The organism is Arthrobacter sp. BGA-UO-ETr-C19 (genome assembly GCF_059568005.1).
Genome location: NZ_JCAQPC010000016.1, coordinates 46290 through 68206, shown reverse-complemented (window position 1 = coordinate 68206; position 21917 = coordinate 46290). Strand labels below are relative to the sequence as shown.

Genomic DNA, 21917 nt, shown 5'->3' with positions numbered 1-21917 from the left:
CGATGTCCCGGAAGAAGATGCATCTCGCCGCAGCAAGTGGCACTCCCTACGGCGCCAGCCCTCACGCGTGGTTGGAACCCGGGGTCGATCCCCACGACTACGACAACATTCACGTCCTGGTGCGCGGCGCTCAGGCCGCCGAACGTGGCATGTTCGATTTCCTTTTCCAGGGCGACTTCCTCGCGCAGACCCAGCGCATTGAGGCGCACGCGCCGAACCAGACCCTCGAGCCAACCGTCGTGGCCACCGCCATCGCCCTGGCTACCGAGCGGATCGGTCTCGTCACCACGGTCAGCGCCACCTTCCAGGAGCCGTACAACATCGCTCGCGTGCTCAAGTCCCTCGACGTCGTTTCCGGCGGGCGCATGGGCTGGAACGCCGTGACCACCTCGTCACCTCAGGCCGCCGCGAACTTCGGGCGCGCGATCGAGGACCGTGACACTCGCTATGCCCGGGCCGACGAGGTCGTTCAAATCGTCCAGGCGCTCTGGGGGAGCTGGGAAGAGGATGCCTGGATCGGCGACCAGCAGTCCCGGAGGATCACCGACCTGTCGAAAATCTCGCCCGTGAACCTCAGGGGAACTTACGTCTCGTCCCGCGGCCCACTTGAAATCCCGCCGTCCAAGCAGGGCCAGCCGGTCATGGCCCATGCCGGCGCGAGCCCGCACAGCCTCGCCTTCGCCGGCCGCTACGCCGACATCCTGATCAGTGAGGTCTTCACTATAGAGGAGGCTCGGCACCAGCGCGCCGCAGTGCGCCACGCCGCCGAATCTGCCGGTCGTAGCCCTGATGATGTCAAGTTCTTCGTCGGGGTGATGCCCACCATCGCGTCGACCCACGCGGAGGCTCTGGCTCGACGCGGAAAGCTGATCGAACCCGACATCGAGCAGCAGGTGCGCCATCTCGGCCAGCTCCTCGGCCTGCCGTTGGGGCCAAGCGACCTCGACGCCCCACTGCGCGCAGATCAGCTGGCCGTTGCGTCCGCCAATCCTGGTGACCCGCGATCGCCCAGAGCGCTTGAGGTCGCCGAGGAAGGCTGGACCGTGCGTCAGGTGCTCCACCACGCCGTCATCGATTACCACCCTGCCCCTATCGGTCCCCCCGAGGTGATCGCCGATCACCTGCAGGAATGGTTCGAAGCTGATGCCGCGGACGGCTTCCTGGTCATCCCCGGTGTTATTCCCGAGGGAATGAACTCCTTCGTCGACGGAGTCATTCCGGTCCTGCAGCAGCGCGGCCTATTCCGCACCGAGTACGAAGGCGAGACCCTCCGCGAGAATCTCGGCGTCGACCACCAGTACGGCCTGCAGCGTCGGCCTCGGACTCCCTAACAACGGGTCCGCCTACACGGCCCGCATCTAGAGCGCACTCGACAGCGACGACAACTCATCAGATTTACACACGGAGAGAAGACATCATGGCCAGACAGATGCTCATCGGCATGCACTTGGGTAACGGGTACGGCAACCTGCCTGGCGCCTGGCGCGCACCACAGGTCGATCCCACGAGCTATACGAGCTTCGACGCGAAAGTTCGGCACGCCCAAGCCGCCGAGCGCGGAAAACTCCAATTTCTGTTCCTCCCCGATGGCCCCACTCACGTCGGCGACATCGCGAACGAGCCACCCAACTTCAACCTCGACGTCATGGTTACCTTGGCAGCGGTCGCCCGCGAAACCAGCCATATCGGCCTCGTCGCCACCGGCTCCACCACCTTCAACGAACCGTTCAACCTGGCGCGACAGTTCAAAGCACTCGACGTCCTGAGTCACGGACGGACGGGGTGGAACGCCGTTACGTCCAGCGGCGAAGACGTCGCCGCGAACTACGGCCAACATATTCCGTCCAGCCCGGAACGCTACGGAAGAGCGCACGAGACGGTTCAGCTCGTGCAGGCTCTCTGGGGCAGCTGGGGCGAGACCGCATGGGTGCACGACAAGAAGACAGGCCAATTCGCCCACGCGGGCCAGGTCGCTCCCATCAATCTGGGTGGCGAATTCGTTGCCTCCCGTGGGCCCCTGTACATTCCTCCCTCTGAGCAGGGGCAACCCGTAGTCTTCCACGCCGGAGGCAGTCCGAACGCCCACGAGTTCGCCGGTCGCTGGGCCAACGCCGTCATCGGAGCGGCTTTCACGATCGACGATGCGCGTGCACAGCGTGCCGCGTTCCGGGAAGCAGCCGAACGCGCCGGACGTGACCCGGACGAGATCAAGTTCTTCGCTGGGCTGATGACGACGATAACCCTCGATAAACGGGAGGGCCTCGATCGCCGCGTCACGTTGAGCGGACGAACGTTCCCTCAACGTGCGGCGTATCTCGGTCGGATGCTCGGCCTGTTCCTTGATCCTGCACGCCTCGATGAACCGCTCTCGGCGGCGCAGTTGTCCGAGGCTCGACCATCACCGGGCGACCCCCGCTCGATCCACGCACTGAAGATCGCGCGTGAAGGCTGGACCGTCCGTGACATACTCGCGCATGGCGTCATCGACTACCACCCAGTCATCGTAGGACCGGCCGCCGAAGCCGCTGACCAAATGCAGGAATGGTTCGAGGCAGAGGCTGTCGACGGCTTCTGGGTATCCCCGGACATCTATGACGGCGGAGTCGATGCCTTCGTCGACGGCGTCGTGCCGATCCTCCAGGATCGCGGGCTGTTCCACCGGGAATATGACGGCGCCACCCTGCGCGATCATCTGGGCGCTCCGGCCCAATATGGAGTCGATCCGCGCATCACGCGGTGACTTCAATCGAACATCTTGCCATATGCGAGTCGCGGTTGGTGACCGACACCGGCAACGACATCAACGGCGGCTACGCCGCTAAGTAAAGGAAACATCATGATCCGGCACATTGTTTTATTCCGCGTCATCGAAGGCACGCCACTCGAGCGCGTGCAAGAGGCGGTGGATCGCCTGGAAGCACTCGTCGGCGTGATCCCCGGCCTGCGCTCTTTGAGGGCAGGTATCGACATTGGCATCGAGGGAAACTTCGACTTTGGCCTCGTCGCCGAACTCGAAGACCGCGCCGCCCTGGAGGTGTTCTCGAAAGATGCCACCCACATGGACGTGGCAATGTATATCCTCGAGTTCCGCAAGAATACCGACATCGCCATCCTCGACCTCGAGATCTGAGGCAATCTGCGGGGGCTTGGAACCAGCGGCTCGGGAGCCCCCGTTCGACGCGTCGGTGTAGAAGGTGGCTTTCTGATCCCAGTCGTCCTGGGACCGAAGTTCGCACGGTAACGCTGGACCTACACCCGGCTACTGAGCGTCAGCGGTGTCCGGATGGTCGCGCCAAATCCACCTCAGGGTCTCGGGAAGGACCGCGCCACCGTGTATGAGTGAATGTCCGCCTTCGCCGTACACGAACTTGGCATCGTAGCGTCGATACTCGAGGGCCGCGAACATGTCTTGATTGGCGATCGGGATGCTGCCGAAGATTACGTCAAGGTCCCGGGCACCCGTCTGAAGCCAGACCCGGATGGGTTTTCGCGGGTTCTGCCGGATTGCCGACGGGTGGTTGTGGCCGCCCCGGATATTAATGAAGCTGCCGCAATGGGAGATGACGTTGCCGAAGACGTCAGGGCGTGACCAGGCTGCAGTGAACGCGCAATTGCCGCCTGAGCTGATCCCTACAAGGACTCGATCGCGAGGAACGGTGGAGACATTGAGATCCCCTAAGGCATCCGGCAGGAATTCCTCCGTGAGGAACCTGGCGTAGTCGCCGTTGACGGAGTCATACTCGATGCTGCGGTTGTCCGATCCGCCAAAAAAGGGATATCCCGGGCCCTGCTCGCCTGCTTCAATGAATACTGCAACGGTAACCGGGATCTCGCCTTTGTTGATGAGGTTGTCCAGGACGATATCAGCGTTGGCCTTCGGCGCCAGATACAGGTTCGCGTCCTGGAAGATGGCCAAGGCGGCGGGCTTGTCGGGGGTGTATTGAGCGGGGACGTAGACGTAATAGTCCCGTTCGACGCCAGGGTAGACGCTTCGCCCTGTGTGACGTCCCTTGGTGAGCTTCCCGCGAGGGGTTCCGGGCTGTCGCTCGGAATCTGGACCTAGGGAATAGATCGGCTTCGTGTCATCGCCGAGGACATAGGCCATAGCATCCTTGCTGGAGATTACCAGGTCATTCTGGTATTCGTTTTCTTTCCGGAAATCCTCATCTGGAGCCTGTTCGCGCTCATCAGTTAGCCCAAGTTCGGTGTCGGGGGAGTGCGTCATCATGATCCTTTCAGTGGTGGAATAGTCTTCTTCCCCAGGTATTGGTGGGGAAGCGGTTCGATCATTGAGAGGTGAATCCGCCGTCGATAACCAGCTCGGTTCCGGTGATGAACTTCGCCTCATCCGACGCAAGGTAGAGCATGCCGTACGCGATGTCGGAGGCCTCCCCGGCGTGGGGCGGCAAAGGAACGGTTTCAGGGTTGGCCAGGGATTCCCTCGTGAGCCCGTAGCCACGGGTCATGCCGGTATCGACCGGACCTGGATGCACCGAGTTCACCCGGATGTTGTCCTTTGCAAACCACTGGGCAGTATGTTTTGTCAGGGAGCGGACAGCCCCCTTGGAAGCGGAGTAGGCTGCACTGCCGCCGTCGGAGGCGCCGCCGACAATCCCGGCGATCGATGAGACGTTCACGATGGAACCGCGGCCGGCGGCCTGCATCGCGGGGATGACACTCTTCATTCCAAGCCAAGGTCCCGTGACATTGATGGCCATCACCTTGTTCCAGTCGTCAAGCTCAGCTTCGAGGACACCCTTCGCCATGGCAATGCCGGCGTTGTTTATCAGGATGTCTATCGTGCCCCACTCGGCGAGGACGTCGTCAATTACACGCTTCCAGTCCTCAATGGAAGAGACGTCGTGAGTGCGGGCGATTGCCTCGCCACCGTTAGCCGTAACTTCATCGACCGCCTCTCGCAGTGCCTCCGCGGAGATGTCCGTGGCCACTACCCGCGCCCCCTCGGCCACGAAGAGCTTGAGGGTGGAGAGCCCCATTCCGCTGGCTGCGCCGGTGATGATGGCGACCTTTCCGGTCAAACGTGACATATTCATCTTCCTTCTCTAATAGTGGATTCTTTCGCAGCTGCCGTTGTCCTGACAGGTCAGGCTTCTCCTGAGCGTTTCCGTGACCGGGTGTAGGCGTCCAGTGATACGGCGGCGAGTACGATCACGCCGAGGGCGACCTCTTGTGTTGCTTGTGGAAATGCGAGGATGTCGAAGACGTTGTTGATGGTTCCAAAGATCAGGATGCCGACGAGCGTTCGCCACATGGCGCCTTCTCCGCCGAGAAGTGATGTTCCGCCGATGATAACGATCGAGATGGAGTTGAGGGTGACTCCAACGGCTACGCCTGGCTGTCCGACGCCGATGACTGACCCCAGGACGATCCCCGCGAGGGCCGCCAGCATAGCTGTCAGCACGTAGGTACTTGCCCGAAGTGACACTACGGGCAGTCCGGCCAGCCGTGCGGCTTCGTTGTTGCCGCCGATCGCGTAGATTCCCCTGCCGTAGACGGTCTTGGAAAGTGCGAACCATCCTGCTGCTACGAGGACCGCAAGAAGCCAGACGGAGAGCGGGGCTCCGAGGAAGTCCTCAGCAGACAGGAAATCGTAGCCGCCCGTTGCCATGGAAACCGGTTTGGAGTTCGTGTACAGCAAGGTGAGGCCGCTGAACAACGAGGCAGTTGCGAGAGTCGCGATAAACGCATTCACTTTGGCTTTTGTGATGAGGAGGGCGTTGATCAGGCCGAGGAGGAATCCGATCACCAGTGTGATGAGTATGGCTGGCCCCGCGGGCATCATGTGGGAAAGGGTCGCATAGGACACTCCGCCGATAGCCAGCACGGCGGCCACCGAAAGGTCGAAGCCCCCTGCGATGATAATGAACGTCATCCCCACGGCAATGATGCCAACAGGGGCGTTCTGGGTCAGGATGTTGACCAGGTTTCCCACGTTGAGGAAGCGCGGGTTGAGGATGGTCGCGGTGATGACGAGGATGATGAGCACCCAGACCATCCCGAGGCTTGCTGCTCGCTCCCGCAGGTTGAGTCTCCTGTTTGCCGTCACCATGGGAGTAACGGTGCTTTCCGGGGTGGTGTCCCGGTCGATGGTGGCGCTCATGCGTGCTCCTTCAATCCAAATGCTGCTTGTAGTACGTCTTCCATGGCGATCTGCTGATCATCGGTCCGCTCAAGGAGCCCCATGCTGCGGCCCTTGGCAATTACGAGCACCCGGTCCGACACAGCCAACACTTCTTCAAGCTCGGACGAGACCATGATCACGGCAACGCCATCGCCCGCCATCACGCGTAAAGTCTCCAGGAGCTCGCCCTTGGCGCCTACGTCGATGCCGCGCGTGGGCTCGTCGGCGAGGAGGACTCGGGGCCGGTCGTACAACCACCGTGCCATCAGCAACTTCTGCTGATTGCCGCCCGAGAACCTGTCACTGCGTTCGCCCAACCGGGCTACGGGAAAGTTCAGCCGTGAGGCTGCCTCGGCGACCGTCGCACGGAGTTTCCTCCGGCTAATCACGCCGCCGGATGAAGCGGAGCCAAGATTGGCGAGTGCGATGTTGTCCGCGGCGCTACGGAGCAAAACGAGCCCTTCTCCCTTCCGGTCCTCGGGGATCAAACCGATGCCGAGCTTGCGCGCGGCGCGGACGGTCCGCGGCCACGGTGACTCCGCGCCCGCCAGTCGGATGGTTCCCCGTGCAGTCGGTTCCGCGCCAGCGATCGCCCTAAGTAGTGTCGAGCGGCCAGAACCCACCAGACCGGCGATGCCCAGTATTTCCCCGGGCCTTACTTCCAGGTCGATATTTTCAATGGCTCCCGGAACGGTGAGCCCAACCACCTCAAGAATCGGGGCAACGGTCGGTTCGACGGGTCTCGCGTGAATTTCCACGGGCTTGTCCATGAGAACCCGACTAAGCGTCTGGTCACCCCGCTGGTCGCCGAGCATTGCGCGAACGAGATCGGCCCGGGTTTTCTCCCCGCGCCTGCTCGTGGTGATGGCTCGGCCGTTCCTGAAGACCGTTATCCAGTCGGCGAGCCGTTCGATCTCGTCGAAGTTGTGGCTCACGATCACGATGGTGACGCCGCGCTTGCGTAACCCTTCGATCGCCTTATAGAGCGCCTCCCGTTCCTCGACGGCGAGCGAGGCGCTGGGCTCATCGAAGAGGATGACGCGAGGTTCGACCACGAGGGAACGCATGATCTCGAGCAGCTGCTGCTCTGCCACCGAGAGGGTGCCAACGGGGACGCCGGCAGGTATGACCCGGACGTCCAGCTCGGTACACAGTTTTTCGTAGCGGCGACGCATTTCGCGGCTGGAGAGAACTCCGAACCGGGCCAGGTCGGATCCAAGAAATACATTCGCTGCTGCATCCAGATGTGGGATGATCGTCAGTTCCTGATAGATGGCCGAGACGCCGCTGCGGCGGGCAGCGCGGAGGTTTCCCGGTTCAAGCGGTTCACCGAAGACTTCGACCACACCTCCGTCAAAGTCGACGCGGCCGGCGATCGCACCCAGGGCCGTGGACTTGCCCGCTCCGTTCTCGCCGATAAGTGCATGTACTGTTCCTTCGTGGATCTCGACGTCCACGTCGATCAGTGCGCGTGTGGCACCATAGGTCTTCGACACCGCTTTAAGCGCGACGGCGATAGCCGGGTCCGATTGCGAAGGCTCCATTGCCAGTTCTACTTTCTCTATTGGGCTGGGGCGGCGGTCGAGGGACCGTTGCCCCAGCCCAAGGGTGGACGAACTGAGGTGTTACCGCAGTTCGGCGGGCAGTTCGGAGACTGTTTCCTTTGTGACCACGAAGGGATTCTTTGCGGTGCCAATGACCGAGTCATCCACAAAACGGGAGCCGGCGTCCCCCCGTTGCGCGGCGGCGATGGACTCGAGGTTTGCCTTCATCTGGTTGTAAGGGAAGAGCATTGTGGAGAGCTGGACGTTGCCGGCTTCCAACTGTTGAATCTGGAACTTGCCGAAACCGACGTCCGCAACGTGTATCTTCTCCGACAGACCGGCGTCTTTTTCAGCCTGGATAACGCCTCGGGTGAGGTCGGGTGAGGACGCAGACAGGATGAGGGTGGTGTCCCGATGGCCCTGCAGGTAGGTCTGGGTCTTGTTGTACGCGTCAGTCGTCGTCCAGTCGGTATAGATCGTGTCAATCGAATAGTCGGAGTTGTCAGCCGCGAGTTTTGACATTGCGGCCTCTGTGACGCGCGTCTGGGTGTTGACGGCCGGGCCAAGAACCGCGACTACCTTCTGCTTGCCCGGGTTGGCCTTTGCTGCAGCCGCCAACCAGCCATCGACGTAATCGCGGGTGGTGTTGCTGCCCACGAAGTTCAAGGTGCCCGGGGCCCAGACCTCGTCAACCGACTTGCCGGTGTGATTTGCCCCATCGTCGCACAAGGGCGAGCCCGAAATCGACGTCAGGATATTTGCCTTGGCGAAATCATGTGTAAGGAGCTTGCAGGACATCACACCGTCGAGGGCCATTACTACTGCGGCATCGAAGTTTCCCGATGTCATCGCTGTCTGCATTTGGTTGAGCTGTTTGTTCGGGTCATAGCTTGCGTCAAACAGGGTCATCTCCATAGAAAGTTCTTTGGCAGTTTCCTTTGCCGCCCGCTCCTGCTCCAGCCCGAACTCATTGGCCACACCCGGGATAAAGACGGCGACCCTAAGGCCCTGGCCGGTCTTCAGGTTGACCTTCATGTCGTTGCCGACATCGATTGCGACCGTGCCGGATGGGCCCTGATTGCCTGGGTTAGCGCCGGTGTTTCCAGCGCAACCCGCCAGGGCGAGCAGCACTGCCGTGGATCCCGCAGCCATCATGGCCCGCGACTTCGTTGTACGCATAATTCTCCTGATTACCTCGTTCCGGCGCCTTAGGCAGCCGGGATGTGATGTGTCGCGGGCTTCTTGCTTCGCGATCGTGATGTCTTGTGGTGTGCCGACGCTACTGGGGGAGTGACGGCGCGCCGACAGGGCCGCTCGGGCGGTGAGAGGTCGCCCGCCTCCTGGAATTCCGGGACTACCGCAGTTCGGCGGGAAGCTCGGTGATCGTGTCCTTCGTGACAGTGAAAGGACTCTTCGCAGTGCCGATGACCGAGTCATCGACAAAACGAGGGCCTGCATCCCCGCGTTGAGCCGAGGCAATGGCCTCAAGCGATACCTTTATCCCGTTATAAGGGAAAAACAGCGTGGAGAACTGGATATTTCCTGACGCTATCTGTTGGAGCGAAAACTCGCCGAAACCCTGGTCCACGATGTGGATCTTGCCGAGAAGGCCGGCGCCTTCTGCAGCTTTGATGATGCCCTGAGAGATATCCGGCGTGTACATGGACAGAATGAGGGTAGTGTCCGGATGGCCCTGGAGGTAGGTCTGAGTCTCATTAAACGCGCCGGTCGTTGTGTAGTCGGTGTAGATCTTGTCGACCGTGTAGTCAGGGTTGTCCGCCGAGAATTTCGCTAGGGCAACTTCGATGACGCGCGTTTGCGCGGCGACTGCGGGGCCAAGAACAGCAACCACCTTCTGCTTGCCGGGGTTCGCCTTGGCCGCGGCAGCGAACCAGCCGTCGATGTAGGCGCGGGTGTTGTTGCTGCCAACGAAGTTCATGGTGCCCGGCGCCCAGACCTCGTCAACCGATTTGCCGGTCTGATTAATGCCGTACTCGCACAACGGCGTGACATTGTCCACCACAAGGATGTTGGCCTTGGGGTAATCCTCGGTGATGGTCTTGCATACCACCGTGCCGTCGAGCGCCTGCACCACGGCGGCGTCGTAGTGGCCTGACGCCAGCGCCGTCTGCATCTGGTTGAGTTGTTGGCTGGGGTTGTAGCCACCGTCGAACAAGGTCATCTCCATGCCCAGCTGCTTGGCAGTCTCCTTCGCGGCCAGCTCCTGCGCCTGCCCGTAAGCGTTGGCGACACCGGGGATAAAAACGGCTACCTTGAGGTCAGGGCTGGTCTTCAGGTTGACCTTCATGTTTTTACCGACGTCGATCGCGACAGTGTCGCTGGGGCCCTGGCTGCTGGCGCTTTCAGCGCAACCGGCCAGGGCCAGCAGCACCGCGGTCGATCCTGCAGTCCACATGATTCGCGACTTCGTTGTTCGCATTTTTCTCCTTGCGGTTCTTTCGCACGTTCAGAAGCGTGCGTACCCGGGCCTCCCATGGATTCGGCCGGCGTCGTTGACGACCGGGATACAGGATGGCTTGCCGCCAGCTTCTTTGCTTAGCGATCTGGTGGATGCTATGCCGACGGTACTTGTGTCATAGGTCACCCGTCAAGAGAAAACTCACACTATTTGAAAATGACTCTCGTGATACGGAATATTGAGACGATTCACTTCGAGTCGCACTATCAATAGCCAGTCATGCTTGCTCAGGGGTTTACTGCTTGCTGGTGCTTGAGGCGGGCTAACCGGGTGGAAAGTCACCTTCCGGCGTTGGCGGTCTCCCACTTGTAGGTCATCCAGACCTCGAATCCCTCGGCTTTGCTGATCAATTGACGCTGGTTCACACCGTCCGCCCCTAGCCAAAGGATCCTGTCGTCGGCCGTGACGGCGTCGACCATCCCTGTCCGGACGAACCGGCCATACTGTCTTATTTGTACGGTTTCCCCAACAAGGGGAAGCCACTCATCCTGCTTGTGGTACATCATTCTGGTGTCCGTTGAGTAGTAGTTTTTCGGCTTGTGAGGCCGGTGAGCAACCCGCGGTTTAGTGGGCGAACTACTCACCGGCCCCGGGGACAGGGCTCGCCTCCTGGCGGCAGGCCGCCAGGATCAGCTTTAGGTCCTTCTAGTGGCTGGCAACATGAACCTTCGTGGGATCGGTCTCTGTGTCGACTGCATGCAGATCTGTGATGCTCTTGGGTGCCAGCACCGCCCAGACGATCACGAAGACCGCGATAATTACGGCGGATGCGATGTAGATACCGGCAAAAGTTGCCTGCGGAATGAATCCGTCGGCAGCGGGGACCAGTACGTTCAGGATGATTGCGACGGCTATCATCGCTCCAACGAACTGGATGATGTTTTGCATGCCCACGGTCACGGCCATGTTGTCCTGGCGGCCTGCGGCTGCAACGAGGGTGTATCCGGTGGTCAGGCAGCTGAGAATTGTGAGTGCGTACAGGAACACCCACAACCAGGACAGCCACACCTGGCCCTGGGCCAGGGCGAGTCCGAGGAAGACGAGGACGGCAGCGGATCCGGAAATGACCAGGACGGTCTTCGGTCCCAGGCGCCGAAGGCCCCACCGGGTCCAGAGGTACCCCAGTGCCGCCCCGGGAATCATAGCGAGCAGTACGAGCGAGGAGTCCAGGGCGGAAAGGCCGTGGCCGTAGCCGGAAGAAGCCGGGGTCTGCAGCCATGCCGGCAGTACGATAAAGATGCCTTGGCCAACCAGGCTGATCAGGAGAATTCCGGAGTATCCGATAAGCGTCTGGCGGATATCCATGTTGCGGAATGACACCAGCGGCTCCTGCGCGCGTCGCTGCTGAATGGTCCATGCAGCCAATGTCACCGCGCTTACGACGAATGCACCAAGCACCAGCGGGGATGTCCAGCCTTGGCCGGGCCCTTCAGCAATGCCGACCAGAAGTGCTGTGACCCACACGCCGAGCCCCAGCGCACCAAACCAGTCCAACTGAACCACAGCACGGGCGGCGGCAGGTGTCTCAGGTGACTTCAAGGCCAGGATCAGCATGGCGCCGTACAAAGCGAAGGTCACCCAGAAGACGGTCTCCCAGGGCAAGCCCAATCCAACGATGAGGCCGCCGGCAATAAGTGCGAGCGGTACAAGGACTGCCATCACTGTCGAGAGCACCAGCGAGACCAGCCGGATTTGTCGGGCGGTGGCCCGTGGACGCAGGAGTCCCCAGCTCAGCGGAATCGTGACCGCGAGGCCCATGAGGAATCGGCCCGCGACCAGAGGCCAGAAACCGTTGGCGGTTGCACCCAGGGCGCATCCCACCAGTGCCAGGAAGATCAGCGCGATGAGGACTTTGCGATGCCCGAAGATGTCACCCATGCGGGCGGTCAGGCTGACGGAAATTACGCTGCCCATCATCAGCGCATTTAGGACCCATCCGATTTCCGAGCCCGTGAGGCCTGATTCTTTAGCAATCACCCCAATAAGCGGAGCGAGTATACCGTACTGGATGTCGAGCGTTATGCCGCTCAGCAGGAGCAGGGCAATTATCGGTATGCTGCGGCCGGTGCGGGACTCGACCGATATTGTTTGTGTCATCTTTGACTACCTTTTGTGTAATGCCCAGCAGTCGCTGGGTTCGTTACTGACCGCGGAGAGCAGCCCATAAGACTGGGTCATTGGTTTGATGTGCCGACGACGTCGACGCCATGCGTTGTCCCACGGACGAATCCGGCTTCTTTACCGGGCTTGTGCAGGCTTCAACGTTAAGTTGGGCCGGCCCCCGTCCGGCACGGCAATCAACGCCGTCCACCTGGGAATGTACGCCAAGGTACTTTGCGGTCTACGAGAGCGGTGCGGGGACGCCTAGGCCATCGATTTGGCGTTGGTTTTGTAGTGGGAAGCTTCCCGATAGGCCGACGGCGGCATCCCCTTCCACCGCTTAAAGGCGATGGTGAAGCTGGCGGGCTCTGTATAGCCAAGTTTGCGGGATATCCGCGCTACCGAAAGATCCGTATTCGAAAGCAAATCGGCGGCGAGGTCACTCAAGGCCTTGTCCCGGAGCTGGGCGAAGTCGTCCCCAGTGAGTTCGAGCTTGCGTTGCAGAGTCCGTGGGGAAACCCGAAGTGTTGCGGCCACATTTGCCAGTTTGCGGTTGAGCTCGGGAGCGGCCCTTATGGTTTTCGCGACAGTGTCGGCCCAGTCTCCGGTCGCCCTGAGGGTGTCCACAATCTGGGTGTCCGCTTTGATCCATGCCGCGTGCTGAAAAGCGTTGCCGAAAGGAAGTTCCTGTGCCGACGTTGCAGGGTCCCACCATAGCCGCAGCGTTTCGGTGCCGCAGTCGATGCTGCAGGGGACGTTTGCCGAAAGTTCGGGGGAAGCTTCTGCGAGAGGAAATTCAATCTGTGTGAAGGGGAATGGGCTGCCGTACAGCCAAGTGAAGTTCCGGGCAATGAAACAAAGGTCCCGGTAAACGCTGAACGGGATCAGTTCTTCCGGGGCATCGGGGTAGGTGAACTCCATCCCGGTTACCGTGCCATCCGATGTCCTGAGCGATGCCAGCTCGAACAGGGCAGGGCCATAGTCAGTGGTACTTGCAACGTCTACCCATGCCTCAATGGTCGGCGCAGTAGCCAGGGCCAGTCCTCTGACCCCGAAGGAGCCCAGTGAGTAGGCACGCGCGGCCCGCACCCAGAGATCGACACGGTCTTCTGTGAGACCGACGAACTGAAGCTGGAAGGCCAGCTCCTTCCTGGCAGGAATAGTGCCTCCCGGGCGGTTGACCGCGTCCGGGTCTATTTCCGCATTCGCCAGCGCAGTCTGCCAATCCAGGTCCGCTTCCTCAAGCAGTCCACGCAGTATGTGAACGCTGAAGTTTGGTACCCGCAGGTTCTGATACGTTCCCCCTTTCACCGTTGCCACCCTCTGCCGCAGGCATACCGGTGCGCCTCAGTATGTTCAGGACCGGTTCTGGGATGCATCGCTCTCCTCTTCTTTGTGGAGGGACGGGCTCCTGCTCGAAAGCGCTTCGGCAAATCCGAGTATCAGAAGGCTCGTGAGGTACGTGAGTAGCTTTGCACTTCCGGAAGCCCTCAACACACAAGAGGTCACGTTTTGGCGCAGTTTCCCACCTACTTGGCGTCGCTTGTCGTGCCGGTCGAACGCCGCAGGCTCCTAACGTTGAAGCTATACAAGGCTCCGCAGTGGAGCGGAATCAACGCAACAAAGGAGAGGAAACGAGATGACGCGCGAAGAAGCCTTTAGACTCTGCCCGTCCGACTCCTACGTGGAGCTCTACGGCAACCAGTGGCTCATCGTTCCGTTTGCGCCGGTCGTACAGCCTCAGTTCTTTGTCTGTACACCGGGCCAGCGAAACTCCCAAGCACGGTAATCGACCCTGTGTACACAGCCACAGCCGAAAGTCCTATGGCATCTTTCATCTTGTGATTGAGCGATGTATGGCTGCCGCGACGATGGCCGGTGGCTGTTAGCCCCGAGTCCGCCGGAGTCCGTTGTCGTAGACCGTCACCCTCTGGCCTCGACGTTCGTACTTCAGACAACGTGGCAGACCAATTCCGGAATTTTGGTGACGGACTTTATGCGGGTGGGGCGCCCAGCCATCACTCGTCCGGCCGGGTAAGCGGCCTCAGCGGGGCAGTCCCTGTGTACCAAGAGGTAAGGATTCATGCGGGGGCTCCGCAGTGTTTCACGCACTCCCCGGCATGATGTGGAAGGCCTACGACAGCGGAGTAAGGGCTGTCAGGGATCACGGACTGCCGGGGCCTCTCGGTGACGAGACGGACGCTGCCCCGCTGGTTTTGCCGCAGGTCGGCTTCCTCGCCTACGACGATGAGCGGATGCTGGGAACAGTCGCCCAGTTGGAGAAGGAGCTACTCCTCACCACCGGGGGCCTGCTGACGCTACCGCACCGAGGCCGGCGTCGACCGATTGGCGCCCGGAGAACGTCCATTCCTTGCCTGCTCCTTCTGGCTGCTGGAACAGTGCCCACGCTCGGGCCGACAGGCAGACGCCATGCGCAGCGAGGGCGTCTAAGCCTTGGACCTCGCGTTGTTCTTGTAGCGCGATGCTTCCCTGTAGGCCGTCGGTGGCATCCCATTCCACCGTTTGAAGGCGATGGTGAAGCTCGTTGGGTCTGTGTAGCCCAGAGTGCGGGATATCCGTGCTACAGAGTGATCCGTTTTCGAGAGCAGATCGGCGGCGAGGTCACCCAGGGCTTTGTCCCGGAGCTGGGCAAAGTCGTCACCCGTTAGTTCGAGCTTGCGTTGAAGGGTGCGGGGGGAGACCCGCAGTGTTGCGGCCACATTTGCCAGTTTGCGGTTTAGCTCGGGCGCGGCCCTGATGGTCTTCATGACAGTGTCCGGCCAGTCGCCGGTTGCCCTGAGATTGTCAAGAATCTGGTGATCCGCTTTGAGCCATGCTTCGTGTTGGAAGGCGTTACCGAAGGGGAGCTCGTGTGCCGATGTTGCAGGAGCCCACCAGAACCGCAGGGCGTCGGATCCGTAGTCGATGGCGCAGGGGACGTAGGGGAGAACCTCGGGGGAGACTTCTGCCAGAGGGAATTCGACCTGGGTGAAGGGGAATGGGCTGCCGTACATCCACGTGAAAGTTCGGGCAATGACGCAGAAATCGCGGTAGACGCTGAACGGGATGAGCTCTTCAGGGGTGTCGGGGTAGGTGTACCCCATACCAGTCACGGTGCCATCCAATGTCCGAAGAGGCGTAATCTCCATCAGTCCGGGGGCATAGTCTGTTGAGCTGCCGGCTTCTACCCAGGCCGCTATGGTCGGCGCGGTAGCGAGGGCCAATCCGCGAATGCCAAAGGATCCCAGTGTGTAGGCTTGTGCGGCCTTCACCCAGAGGTCGACACGGTCTTTTGTGAGAGCCACGAACTGCAGTTGGAAGGCCAGCTCCTTCTTCGCAGGAATAGTGCCTCCGGGGCGGTCAATCGCTTCGGGGTCGATTTCCGCATTTGTGAGCGCAGTTTGCCAATCTAGGTCAGCGTCCTTCAACACTTCGCACAGTCCGTGAACGCTGAAGTTGGGTAGTCGCAGATTCTGATACGAGCTGAGTTTCACTGCTGCCTCCTTTCACCGTTGAGGAAGAGGCGCTCCAGCGTTTAAGGGCGCCAGTACGACGAGTAGCAGCGGCCCAGCATGTGAAGCACGTCACCAGCTTTGCATCCCACGCCATGCATTCACAAGTGGCCCGAGCATGACGCGGTTTCCCATCTCTTTGGCATGTCTTGCCATGCCGCCTACCTCACCTGCGCACCTAACGTTGAAGCCCTGAGCAAAGGCCGGCGGTGAAGCCGGCGCACTGATATCAAAGGAGATCCGGTGAGCTTATCCATCACCCAAAGCCTGGAACCGGCAATCACTGCCGACGAGTTCAAGGCGGCCTTCCGCAACCATCCCGGTGGTGTCGCTGTCATCACGGCTGATGCGGGGAACGGGCCGGTTGGCCTGACAGCAACGTCTGTCATTTCGGCCAGTGCCGAACCTGCGATTCTGGCATTCTCAGTGTCGGAATTTTCGTCCAGCACCCCGACCATCCTCGGCGCAGACACCGTCGTCGTGCATCTACTGGGCGCTGACCAAGTGGACATCGCCAAACTCTGCGCCACCAGCGGGATCGACCGCTTTGCTGACACCTCTCTCTGGTCGCGACTGGAGACCGGCGAGCCCTACTTTGTGCAGGCCCAGGCCTGGATCCGGGGCAGGATCATCAACTCGATGGCCGCCGGCGGGTCATCCATCGTGGCCGTCGAGGCGCTCCAGGCGTCACCGGCGCTGTCAGGCGACGCGGCACCCGGAGACCCGCTGGTCTACCACAACCGGCGCTGGCACGCCCTTGGGGATGCATCCCTGATCTGAACCGTGACCCTGTTGGTCATAAGAAATCCAATCCCCCAGACCCAATTTCTATCTTCCCGAAAGGACGGCGATTATGAGCATCGCATCCCACGAAACTTCCACCGACCGACCCGTTGATCGTGACTTTGTCGCGGATTACACGGTCGAGCGCGACAAAGGCCCGATGGTCGGAGGCGATAACGCTTTCAAAGTCGCGATCTTCGGCGCGAACGTGTCCACGGGGCAGGGCGGCCTGAACTTCGCCGACAACAGCATCAAGCTTGGCAACTGGGGCGAAGTGCAGCATCTCGCGCAGAAAGCGGACCGGTACGGCGTAGACGGATTCATTCCTATCGCGCGCTGGCAGGGGCTCGCCGGTCCCGACCGGCCTTGGGGCCGTCAGTTCGAGACGTTCACCTGGGCGGCAGGAATCGCCGCAGTGACGCAGAATATTCAAATCATCGCCACCTGCAACGTGCAGTTCATCAATCCCGTGATGGGCGCGAAAATGGTGACCACCATTGACCACATCAGCGGCGGCCGCATGGGGCTCAACGTCACCGCGGGTTACTTCAAGCCTGAATACGACATCTTCGGCGTGGAGCTCCCCGAACACGACGTGCGCTACGAGCTCGCCGACGAGTGGATTGAGATCGCCGAGCGTCTGTGGGCCAACGAGGAGCAGGAGTTCGACTTCGACGGCAAATTCTTCAATCTGAAGGGTGCGCAGGCGCACCCGAAGCCCGTGCAGTCCCCCCGCCCGATGGTAATGAGCGCCGGTTCGAGCCCCGCAGGTCAGGAGTTCGCGTTCAAGCACGCAAACGTCCTGTTCGCATCGGTGGCAAGCGTCGAGCACAGCGGCGAGCTCACGCCGAAAATCCGGCAGAAAGCCGACGCGGCCGGTCGCGAGGACCTCGGCCTGTGGGCGGGCGCGCACATCATCGTCAAGGACACCGAGAAGGAAGCACGCGCCTACGCCGACTACGTCACGGAAAACACCGACTGGGAGAGCGCCCTTCGCTACCGCGAAATCATCCGCAGCGGCACCCAGAGCTTCAACTGGGATGAGTACAAGCAGTCCGAGGACTACAAGCGTGACGAGTCCGTGAGGGCCTTTGGCCGCGCGGCGCTCATGCCGATCACGGGCACTCCCGAGATGGTGGTCGAGGAGCTGCAGAAGTTGCAGGCCTCGGGCATCACCGGCATCTGCACCGGCCTCGTCGACTATGACGAGGGCCTCGACCGGCTGCACGAGCAGGTCTTCCCGCTGATGCGCGAGGCAGGCCTGCGCGCCTGACCACGAAACGTCCATCCACGAAGGAGTGAACACAGATGACTTTTCCTGATCCCAAAAAATTCCAGCTCGTCGTCGCGGGACCGAACGAGTCCGGCGAAGCCGACTTCCTCGACGTCGGCCCGGCCGCCGAGTTCGACTTCCCCGGCGTGGCAGCGGGTGCCTTTTATTGGGCCGTGGACGGGGGCCACGGCAAAACGAACTTTGGTGCCCCGCCAAGCAAGGTCGCCCTTGCGGGACCCAATGGATCCACCTTCGGTATCAGCAGTTTCCCAGCGCACTCGTCAGGCGAAGTGGATGCGGCGACGCTCGACGAAAGCATGAGCGCCACCGACGACGACGGTGACGCCGGGATGCACGCGAGCGACACCATCGACTATGAGGTGGTCATCTCGGGCAAGGTGGACCTCGTACTCCCCGGCGGGAAGAAGCGCACTCTCGTACCGGGAGACCTGCTGGTCATGGCCGGTGTGCCCCATGCCTGGAAGAACCCATACGACGAGGACTGCGTCTACGTCGTGGTCACGGTCGGTTTCAACACCCCTGAGGCGGCATCATGAGCCTGACCTCACCCGGCAAGGCGCTGCGTGCCGTCTTCGACAGTCCCGAGACGGCATTGGTGCCGTTCGGCGCCTTGCCGCTCCACGCACAGATGGCGCAGCACGCCGGCTTCGATGCTTTCCAACTCTCCGGCGGCATGTCTGCCTGGTGGCAGGGTGTCTCTGACACGGGATGGCTCACCCTGACCGAGGTGGTTGAGCATGCGAAGCGCACTGCCCGCGCCGCTGACATTCCCATCTATTGCGACGCCGATACCGGCTTTGGCGCGCCGATCAACGTTCAGCGCACGGTGTCCGAGTTCATTGACGCGGGGGTCGCCGGAATCCACATTGAGGATCAGCGGGAGCCCAAGAAATCAGGCGGTGTCGCCGGGATCGAATTGGTGTCGGACGCCGAGGCTATCGGACGCCTGAACGCAGCCGTCGATGCCCGCGACAAATTGGACGGAGATTTCGTAATCGTTGCCCGTACCGACGGCTACGGTGCCGCCGGTGGTGGCGTGGACGAGGCGATCCGCCGCGCCCAGCTCTACAAAGCCGAGACCGGCGCGGACGTCATCTTCTACGAGGGATTCCATACCTGGGAGCAGGCCGAACTCGCGCTGAAGGAGACACCCGGGCCAGCCTACGCCGTCGGGGTTCCGCTGATCGGACGTAAGACCGTCGCCGAGATGACAAAGATTGGCCAGGCGATTCAGCCCGTGGCCTTCGTGCTTCCCGGGGTCAAAGAGGTTTGGCGCTTGCTGATGCAGGTCAAGGAATCAGGCGAGGCCACACCCATCGGCGAGTACATCGACCACTTGAACGATGGCCCCGACAGCATCGGCTGGGGCGCAATGTTCGGCCGTCCCCTAACCGACTACGTGCGTGAAACGGAGGACAGGTTCCTCCCGCAGGAATCGCGCCGCAACTATGACAACAACGTCCACGTTGGAGAGAGCTACTAATGAATGAGGAGAAACTGATGATGCAGGACAAAGCCGGTCTCGTTACCGGCGCGGGCTCGGGCATTGGCCGGGCAAGTGCCCTTGCGTTCGCGAAGAACGGCGCGCGCGTAGTGGTGTCCGATATTGATGAAGCAGCCGGGCGCGAAACGGTGGAGATCATCGCAGCATCTGGTGGGAAGGCTGTCTTCTTCCAGTGCGATGTCAGCGACGAGGAGCAGGTCAAGGCCCTTGTCGATGCGACGGTGTCGAACTTCGGGCAGCTGGACTTCGCTTTCAACAATGCCGGGATGAACGGTGTCTTCGCACCTATTGGGGAGACCGACAGCGCGACCTGGGACAGGGTCATGAAGGTGAACCTGTACAGCACCTTCTACTGCCTGAAGCACGAAGTCAACGCGATGCTGAAGACCGGAGGCGGTGCCATCGTCAACACTGCTTCTGCTGCGGGCCTCGTCGGAATCGCCAACAACGCCCCGTACACCGCCTCGAAGTTCGGCGTCGTCGGCATTACGAGGAACGCGGCCATGGACTACGGGCCCCTTGGCATCCGTATCAACGCTCTCACCCCGGGGTCGACGACGAGTCCCATGATGAAAAACGCCTTCGAGCAGAACCCGCCCGAATTCCGGGAAAAGATCCTGTCGGCGATTCCGATGCGCGGGCTGGCTGAACCCGAGGATCAGGCAGATGCGGTTGTGTGGCTCTGCTCTGACCAGGCCCGCATGGTTACCGGAATTTCCCTGGCGGTCGACGGCGGCTGGCTGGCTGGAAAGTAAATGGCAACGCCATCCGGATTAAAAGAAATGGAGCAACTGAAAAATGACCAATCTTGATTTCAAGGGCCGGGTGGCAATCGTCACCGGCGCAGGGCAGGGAATGGGCCGCGAGCACGCAAAGATGCTCGCCTCCCGCGGCGCGCGGGTGGTCGTCAACGATGTCAACGCGGCGAACGCGGCCGAAGCTGTGGCCGAAATAGCCAACGCAGGCGGCACCGCAGTGGTGGACAGCCATAACGTCGTCACCGAGGCGCCTGAGATCGTCCAGACCGCAATCGACTCCTTTGGGCAGCTCGACATCGTCGTCAACAACGCCGGGATTAACGCCTTCGGCCGCTTCTGGGAGATGGAATCCGACACGTGGTGGCGCATCTTCGACGTGGCCGTCAAAGGCGTCGTCGGAGTCTCACGTGCAGCCATGCCGCACCTCATTGCCTCGGGCAGTGGCCGGCTTATCAACATCTCCTCGAACGGGGTCATGGGCGTGCCAACGGACTCGGCCTACAACGCCGCCAAGGCCGCCATCTGGGGACTCGGCATCACCCTCGCAGCCGAGGCCCGCGAGGTCGGCGTGCAGGTGACGACCTTGATGCCGGTGGCCTTGACGCCGATGACGGAGGACGCCTTCCCAAATCCCGTCATCAAGGACGCCATGCGCACGACGGTTCCGGCGAGCTCGGTCTCTGCCTTCGTGACGTGGCTGGCGCATCAGGACACGACAGTTTTCGGCGAAACGTTTGAGATCGCCGGAGTCGCAGCCGGCCGAGTGGCTATCGCCGGCATGCCGCGAATGAGGGTCGAAGCACCGACGCCCGAGAGCTGGGCCGACAGCGGGGAGGCGCTCATGAAGGACGGCGAGCTGAGGGCATTCCGCAATGCAAGCGAGTCATTCCGCGACCAGATGGTGTACCTGGCACCCGAACTGGACACAGTCCTCCCGGCCGACGCAGCAGACGTGTCGAGGTGACTGTCCCTGCATCAGCATCTCTTAGCGGCAAGATCAAGACCAAAACTGGCTCACAAAACAAACAAGGATTCTTATGAAGATCGGCATTCTAGGAGCAGGATCGATAGGCGCGACACTCGCCCGCAAACTGAGTGGAGCCGGCCATGATGTCAAGGTTGCGAATTCCCGCGGCCCCGAAACCATCAGTTCCGACATTGTGGCATCGGGAGCCCGACCAGTAGAGGCAAGGCACGCCGTCACTGACGTCGATGTCCTCATCACGTCAATGCCGCTCAGCCGGATGCCCGAGGTCAAGACCCTTATCACCGACCTCCCGGCCAACACCGTCATCATCGATACGTCCAACTACTACCCCCTGCGTGATGGGCGGGTGGAAGCCCTGGAAGACGGGAAGGTGGAAAGCGTCTGGATTACCGAGCAGCTCGGGCGCCCGATTGCGAAGGCCTGGAACGCCATCACCGCCGGTTCCTTCGAAGCCTATGGAAGAGAAAGTGGCGACCCCAACCGGATCGCGATCCCTGTGGCCGCGGATCGCGATCGCGACAAAGCGGTAGCAATGGCCCTCGTCGGGGAGACCGGGTTTGACGCGGTCGACGCCGGGTCCCTGGCGGACTCCTGGCGTCAGCAGCCCGGAGCGCCCAGCTACTGCACCGACTTCACGCGCCAGACGCTACCGGAGGCCCTTGCTGCCGCCGACAAGACCCGGCTCCCGCAGCGACGGGACATCGCGCTTGCAGCCATCACCGAACGGTTCCCGGACTATTCGGAAGTCACCGCCGACTACCTTGTCCGACTGCATCGGGCCATCTACAGCTAAACCCGTGACAATTCACCGCC

General features: G+C 61.3%; 20 protein-coding genes. 10 read left to right on the top strand and 10 right to left on the bottom strand.

What is annotated here, in order from left to right:
• Positions 1-2 precede the first annotated feature (2 nt).
• The 3 genes from AC57BR_RS09220 (at position 3) to AC57BR_RS09210 (ending at position 3130) form a co-directional block, all read left to right on the top strand.
• The gene (locus tag AC57BR_RS09220) at positions 3-1331 is read left to right on the top strand and encodes an NtaA/DmoA family FMN-dependent monooxygenase (RefSeq protein ID WP_496359753.1); all 1329 of its coding nucleotides are present in this window, start codon (positions 3-5) and stop codon (positions 1329-1331) included.
• 86 nt (positions 1332-1417) lie between these two features.
• Entirely contained in the window at positions 1418-2740 is a 1323-nt protein-coding gene (locus AC57BR_RS09215; protein WP_496359751.1) for an NtaA/DmoA family FMN-dependent monooxygenase, read from the top strand.
• A 96-nt stretch (positions 2741-2836) separates the two neighbouring features.
• The gene (locus AC57BR_RS09210) at positions 2837-3130 is read left to right on the top strand and encodes a Dabb family protein (protein WP_496359749.1); all 294 of its coding nucleotides are present in this window, start codon (positions 2837-2839) and stop codon (positions 3128-3130) included.
• A 129-nt stretch (positions 3131-3259) separates the two neighbouring features.
• Here AC57BR_RS09210 and AC57BR_RS09205 read toward each other — a convergent pair whose 3' ends face one another.
• The 10 genes from AC57BR_RS09205 to AC57BR_RS09160 form a co-directional block, all read right to left on the bottom strand.
• Entirely contained in the window at positions 3260-4225 is a 966-nt protein-coding gene (locus AC57BR_RS09205) for an alpha/beta hydrolase (RefSeq protein WP_496359747.1), read from the bottom strand.
• A gap of 61 nt (positions 4226-4286) precedes the next feature.
• Positions 4287-5048: an SDR family NAD(P)-dependent oxidoreductase gene (locus AC57BR_RS09200; RefSeq protein WP_496359745.1), complete on the bottom strand. Its 762-nt coding sequence runs from the start codon at positions 5046-5048 to the stop codon at positions 4287-4289.
• A 56-nt stretch (positions 5049-5104) separates the two neighbouring features.
• Positions 5105-6121: an ABC transporter permease gene (locus AC57BR_RS09195; RefSeq protein ID WP_496359743.1), complete on the bottom strand. Its 1017-nt coding sequence runs from the start codon at positions 6119-6121 to the stop codon at positions 5105-5107.
• Complete coding sequence (locus tag AC57BR_RS09190) at positions 6118-7686, bottom strand: sugar ABC transporter ATP-binding protein (RefSeq protein ID WP_496359741.1); 1569 nt, start codon at positions 7684-7686, stop codon at positions 6118-6120. Before AC57BR_RS09190 ends, AC57BR_RS09195 begins: the two co-directional genes overlap by 4 nt.
• 81 nt (positions 7687-7767) lie before the next feature.
• Positions 7768-8865, bottom strand: coding sequence for a sugar ABC transporter substrate-binding protein (locus AC57BR_RS09185; RefSeq protein WP_496359739.1), 1098 nt, complete (start codon positions 8863-8865; stop codon positions 7768-7770).
• Positions 8866-9040: 175 nt separating this feature from the next.
• Positions 9041-10126, bottom strand: coding sequence for a sugar ABC transporter substrate-binding protein (locus tag AC57BR_RS09180; RefSeq protein WP_496359737.1), 1086 nt, complete (start codon positions 10124-10126; stop codon positions 9041-9043).
• A gap of 317 nt (positions 10127-10443) precedes the next feature.
• Positions 10444-10671, bottom strand: coding sequence for a hypothetical protein (locus AC57BR_RS09175; protein WP_410549942.1), 228 nt, complete (start codon positions 10669-10671; stop codon positions 10444-10446).
• A 139-nt stretch (positions 10672-10810) separates the two neighbouring features.
• Positions 10811-12262 carry an MFS transporter gene (locus AC57BR_RS09170; protein ID WP_496359734.1) on the bottom strand — a complete coding sequence of 484 codons (1452 nt, stop codon included), beginning with the start codon at positions 12260-12262 and terminating at the stop codon, positions 10811-10813.
• Positions 12263-12529: 267 nt separating this feature from the next.
• Positions 12530-13576, bottom strand: a complete 1047-nt coding sequence (locus AC57BR_RS09165; RefSeq protein ID WP_496359732.1) for an AraC family transcriptional regulator — start codon at positions 13574-13576, stop codon at positions 12530-12532.
• A gap of 1136 nt (positions 13577-14712) precedes the next feature.
• Positions 14713-15759, bottom strand: a complete 1047-nt coding sequence (locus AC57BR_RS09160) for an AraC family transcriptional regulator (protein ID WP_496359730.1) — start codon at positions 15757-15759, stop codon at positions 14713-14715.
• A gap of 261 nt (positions 15760-16020) precedes the next feature.
• Here AC57BR_RS09160 and AC57BR_RS09155 point away from each other — a divergent pair, with 261 nt between their 5' ends.
• The 7 genes from AC57BR_RS09155 to AC57BR_RS09125 all read left to right on the top strand — a co-directional run bounded on the left by AC57BR_RS09155 (position 16021) and on the right by AC57BR_RS09125 (position 21897).
• Positions 16021-16557 (top strand): flavin reductase family protein, encoded by a 537-nt coding sequence (locus AC57BR_RS09155; protein WP_496359728.1) that lies wholly within the window; start codon positions 16021-16023, stop codon positions 16555-16557.
• Between the two features lie 73 nt (positions 16558-16630).
• Complete coding sequence (locus tag AC57BR_RS09150; RefSeq protein ID WP_496359726.1) at positions 16631-17833, top strand: LLM class flavin-dependent oxidoreductase; 1203 nt, start codon at positions 16631-16633, stop codon at positions 17831-17833.
• A 35-nt stretch (positions 17834-17868) separates the two neighbouring features.
• Positions 17869-18390, top strand: coding sequence for a cupin domain-containing protein (locus tag AC57BR_RS09145; RefSeq protein WP_496359724.1), 522 nt, complete (start codon positions 17869-17871; stop codon positions 18388-18390).
• Positions 18387-19337 (top strand): isocitrate lyase/PEP mutase family protein, encoded by a 951-nt coding sequence (locus tag AC57BR_RS09140; protein WP_496359722.1) that lies wholly within the window; start codon positions 18387-18389, stop codon positions 19335-19337. The genes AC57BR_RS09145 and AC57BR_RS09140 overlap by 4 nt, the downstream gene beginning before the upstream one ends.
• 20 nt (positions 19338-19357) lie before the next feature.
• Positions 19358-20113 (top strand): SDR family NAD(P)-dependent oxidoreductase, encoded by a 756-nt coding sequence (locus AC57BR_RS09135; protein WP_496359719.1) that lies wholly within the window; start codon positions 19358-19360, stop codon positions 20111-20113.
• Between the two features lie 43 nt (positions 20114-20156).
• Positions 20157-21080, top strand: a complete 924-nt coding sequence (locus AC57BR_RS09130) for an SDR family NAD(P)-dependent oxidoreductase (protein WP_496359717.1) — start codon at positions 20157-20159, stop codon at positions 21078-21080.
• A gap of 73 nt (positions 21081-21153) precedes the next feature.
• On the top strand, positions 21154-21897 hold the full coding sequence (locus AC57BR_RS09125; protein WP_496359715.1) for an NADPH-dependent F420 reductase: 744 nt from the start codon (positions 21154-21156) through the stop codon (positions 21895-21897).
• The last annotated feature ends 20 nt before the right edge of the window (positions 21898-21917 follow it).

Bases quoted from the DNA above. Each gene is read 5' to 3' on its own strand.
- AC57BR_RS09220 (WP_496359753.1), top strand. From the start codon at position 3: ATGTCCCGGAAGAAGATGCATCTCGCCGCAGCAAGTGGCACTCCCTAC.
- AC57BR_RS09215 (WP_496359751.1), top strand. From the start codon at position 1,418: ATGGCCAGACAGATGCTCATCGGCATGCACTTGGGTAACGGGTACGGC.
- AC57BR_RS09210 (WP_496359749.1), top strand. From the start codon at position 2,837: ATGATCCGGCACATTGTTTTATTCCGCGTCATCGAAGGCACGCCACTC.
- AC57BR_RS09205 (WP_496359747.1), bottom strand. From the start codon at position 4,225: ATGACGCACTCCCCCGACACCGAACTTGGGCTAACTGATGAGCGCGAA.
- AC57BR_RS09200 (WP_496359745.1), bottom strand. From the start codon at position 5,048: ATGTCACGTTTGACCGGAAAGGTCGCCATCATCACCGGCGCAGCCAGC.
- AC57BR_RS09195 (WP_496359743.1), bottom strand. From the start codon at position 6,121: ATGAGCGCCACCATCGACCGGGACACCACCCCGGAAAGCACCGTTACT.
- AC57BR_RS09190 (WP_496359741.1), bottom strand. From the start codon at position 7,686: ATGGAGCCTTCGCAATCGGACCCGGCTATCGCCGTCGCGCTTAAAGCG.
- AC57BR_RS09185 (WP_496359739.1), bottom strand. From the start codon at position 8,865: ATGCGTACAACGAAGTCGCGGGCCATGATGGCTGCGGGATCCACGGCA.
- AC57BR_RS09180 (WP_496359737.1), bottom strand. From the start codon at position 10,126: ATGCGAACAACGAAGTCGCGAATCATGTGGACTGCAGGATCGACCGCG.
- AC57BR_RS09175 (WP_410549942.1), bottom strand. From the start codon at position 10,671: ATGATGTACCACAAGCAGGATGAGTGGCTTCCCCTTGTTGGGGAAACC.
- AC57BR_RS09170 (WP_496359734.1), bottom strand. From the start codon at position 12,262: ATGACACAAACAATATCGGTCGAGTCCCGCACCGGCCGCAGCATACCG.
- AC57BR_RS09150 (WP_496359726.1), top strand. From the start codon at position 16,631: ATGAGCATCGCATCCCACGAAACTTCCACCGACCGACCCGTTGATCGT.
- AC57BR_RS09145 (WP_496359724.1), top strand. From the start codon at position 17,869: ATGACTTTTCCTGATCCCAAAAAATTCCAGCTCGTCGTCGCGGGACCG.
- AC57BR_RS09140 (WP_496359722.1), top strand. From the start codon at position 18,387: ATGAGCCTGACCTCACCCGGCAAGGCGCTGCGTGCCGTCTTCGACAGT.
- AC57BR_RS09135 (WP_496359719.1), top strand. From the start codon at position 19,358: ATGCAGGACAAAGCCGGTCTCGTTACCGGCGCGGGCTCGGGCATTGGC.
- AC57BR_RS09130 (WP_496359717.1), top strand. From the start codon at position 20,157: ATGACCAATCTTGATTTCAAGGGCCGGGTGGCAATCGTCACCGGCGCA.
- AC57BR_RS09125 (WP_496359715.1), top strand. From the start codon at position 21,154: ATGAAGATCGGCATTCTAGGAGCAGGATCGATAGGCGCGACACTCGCC.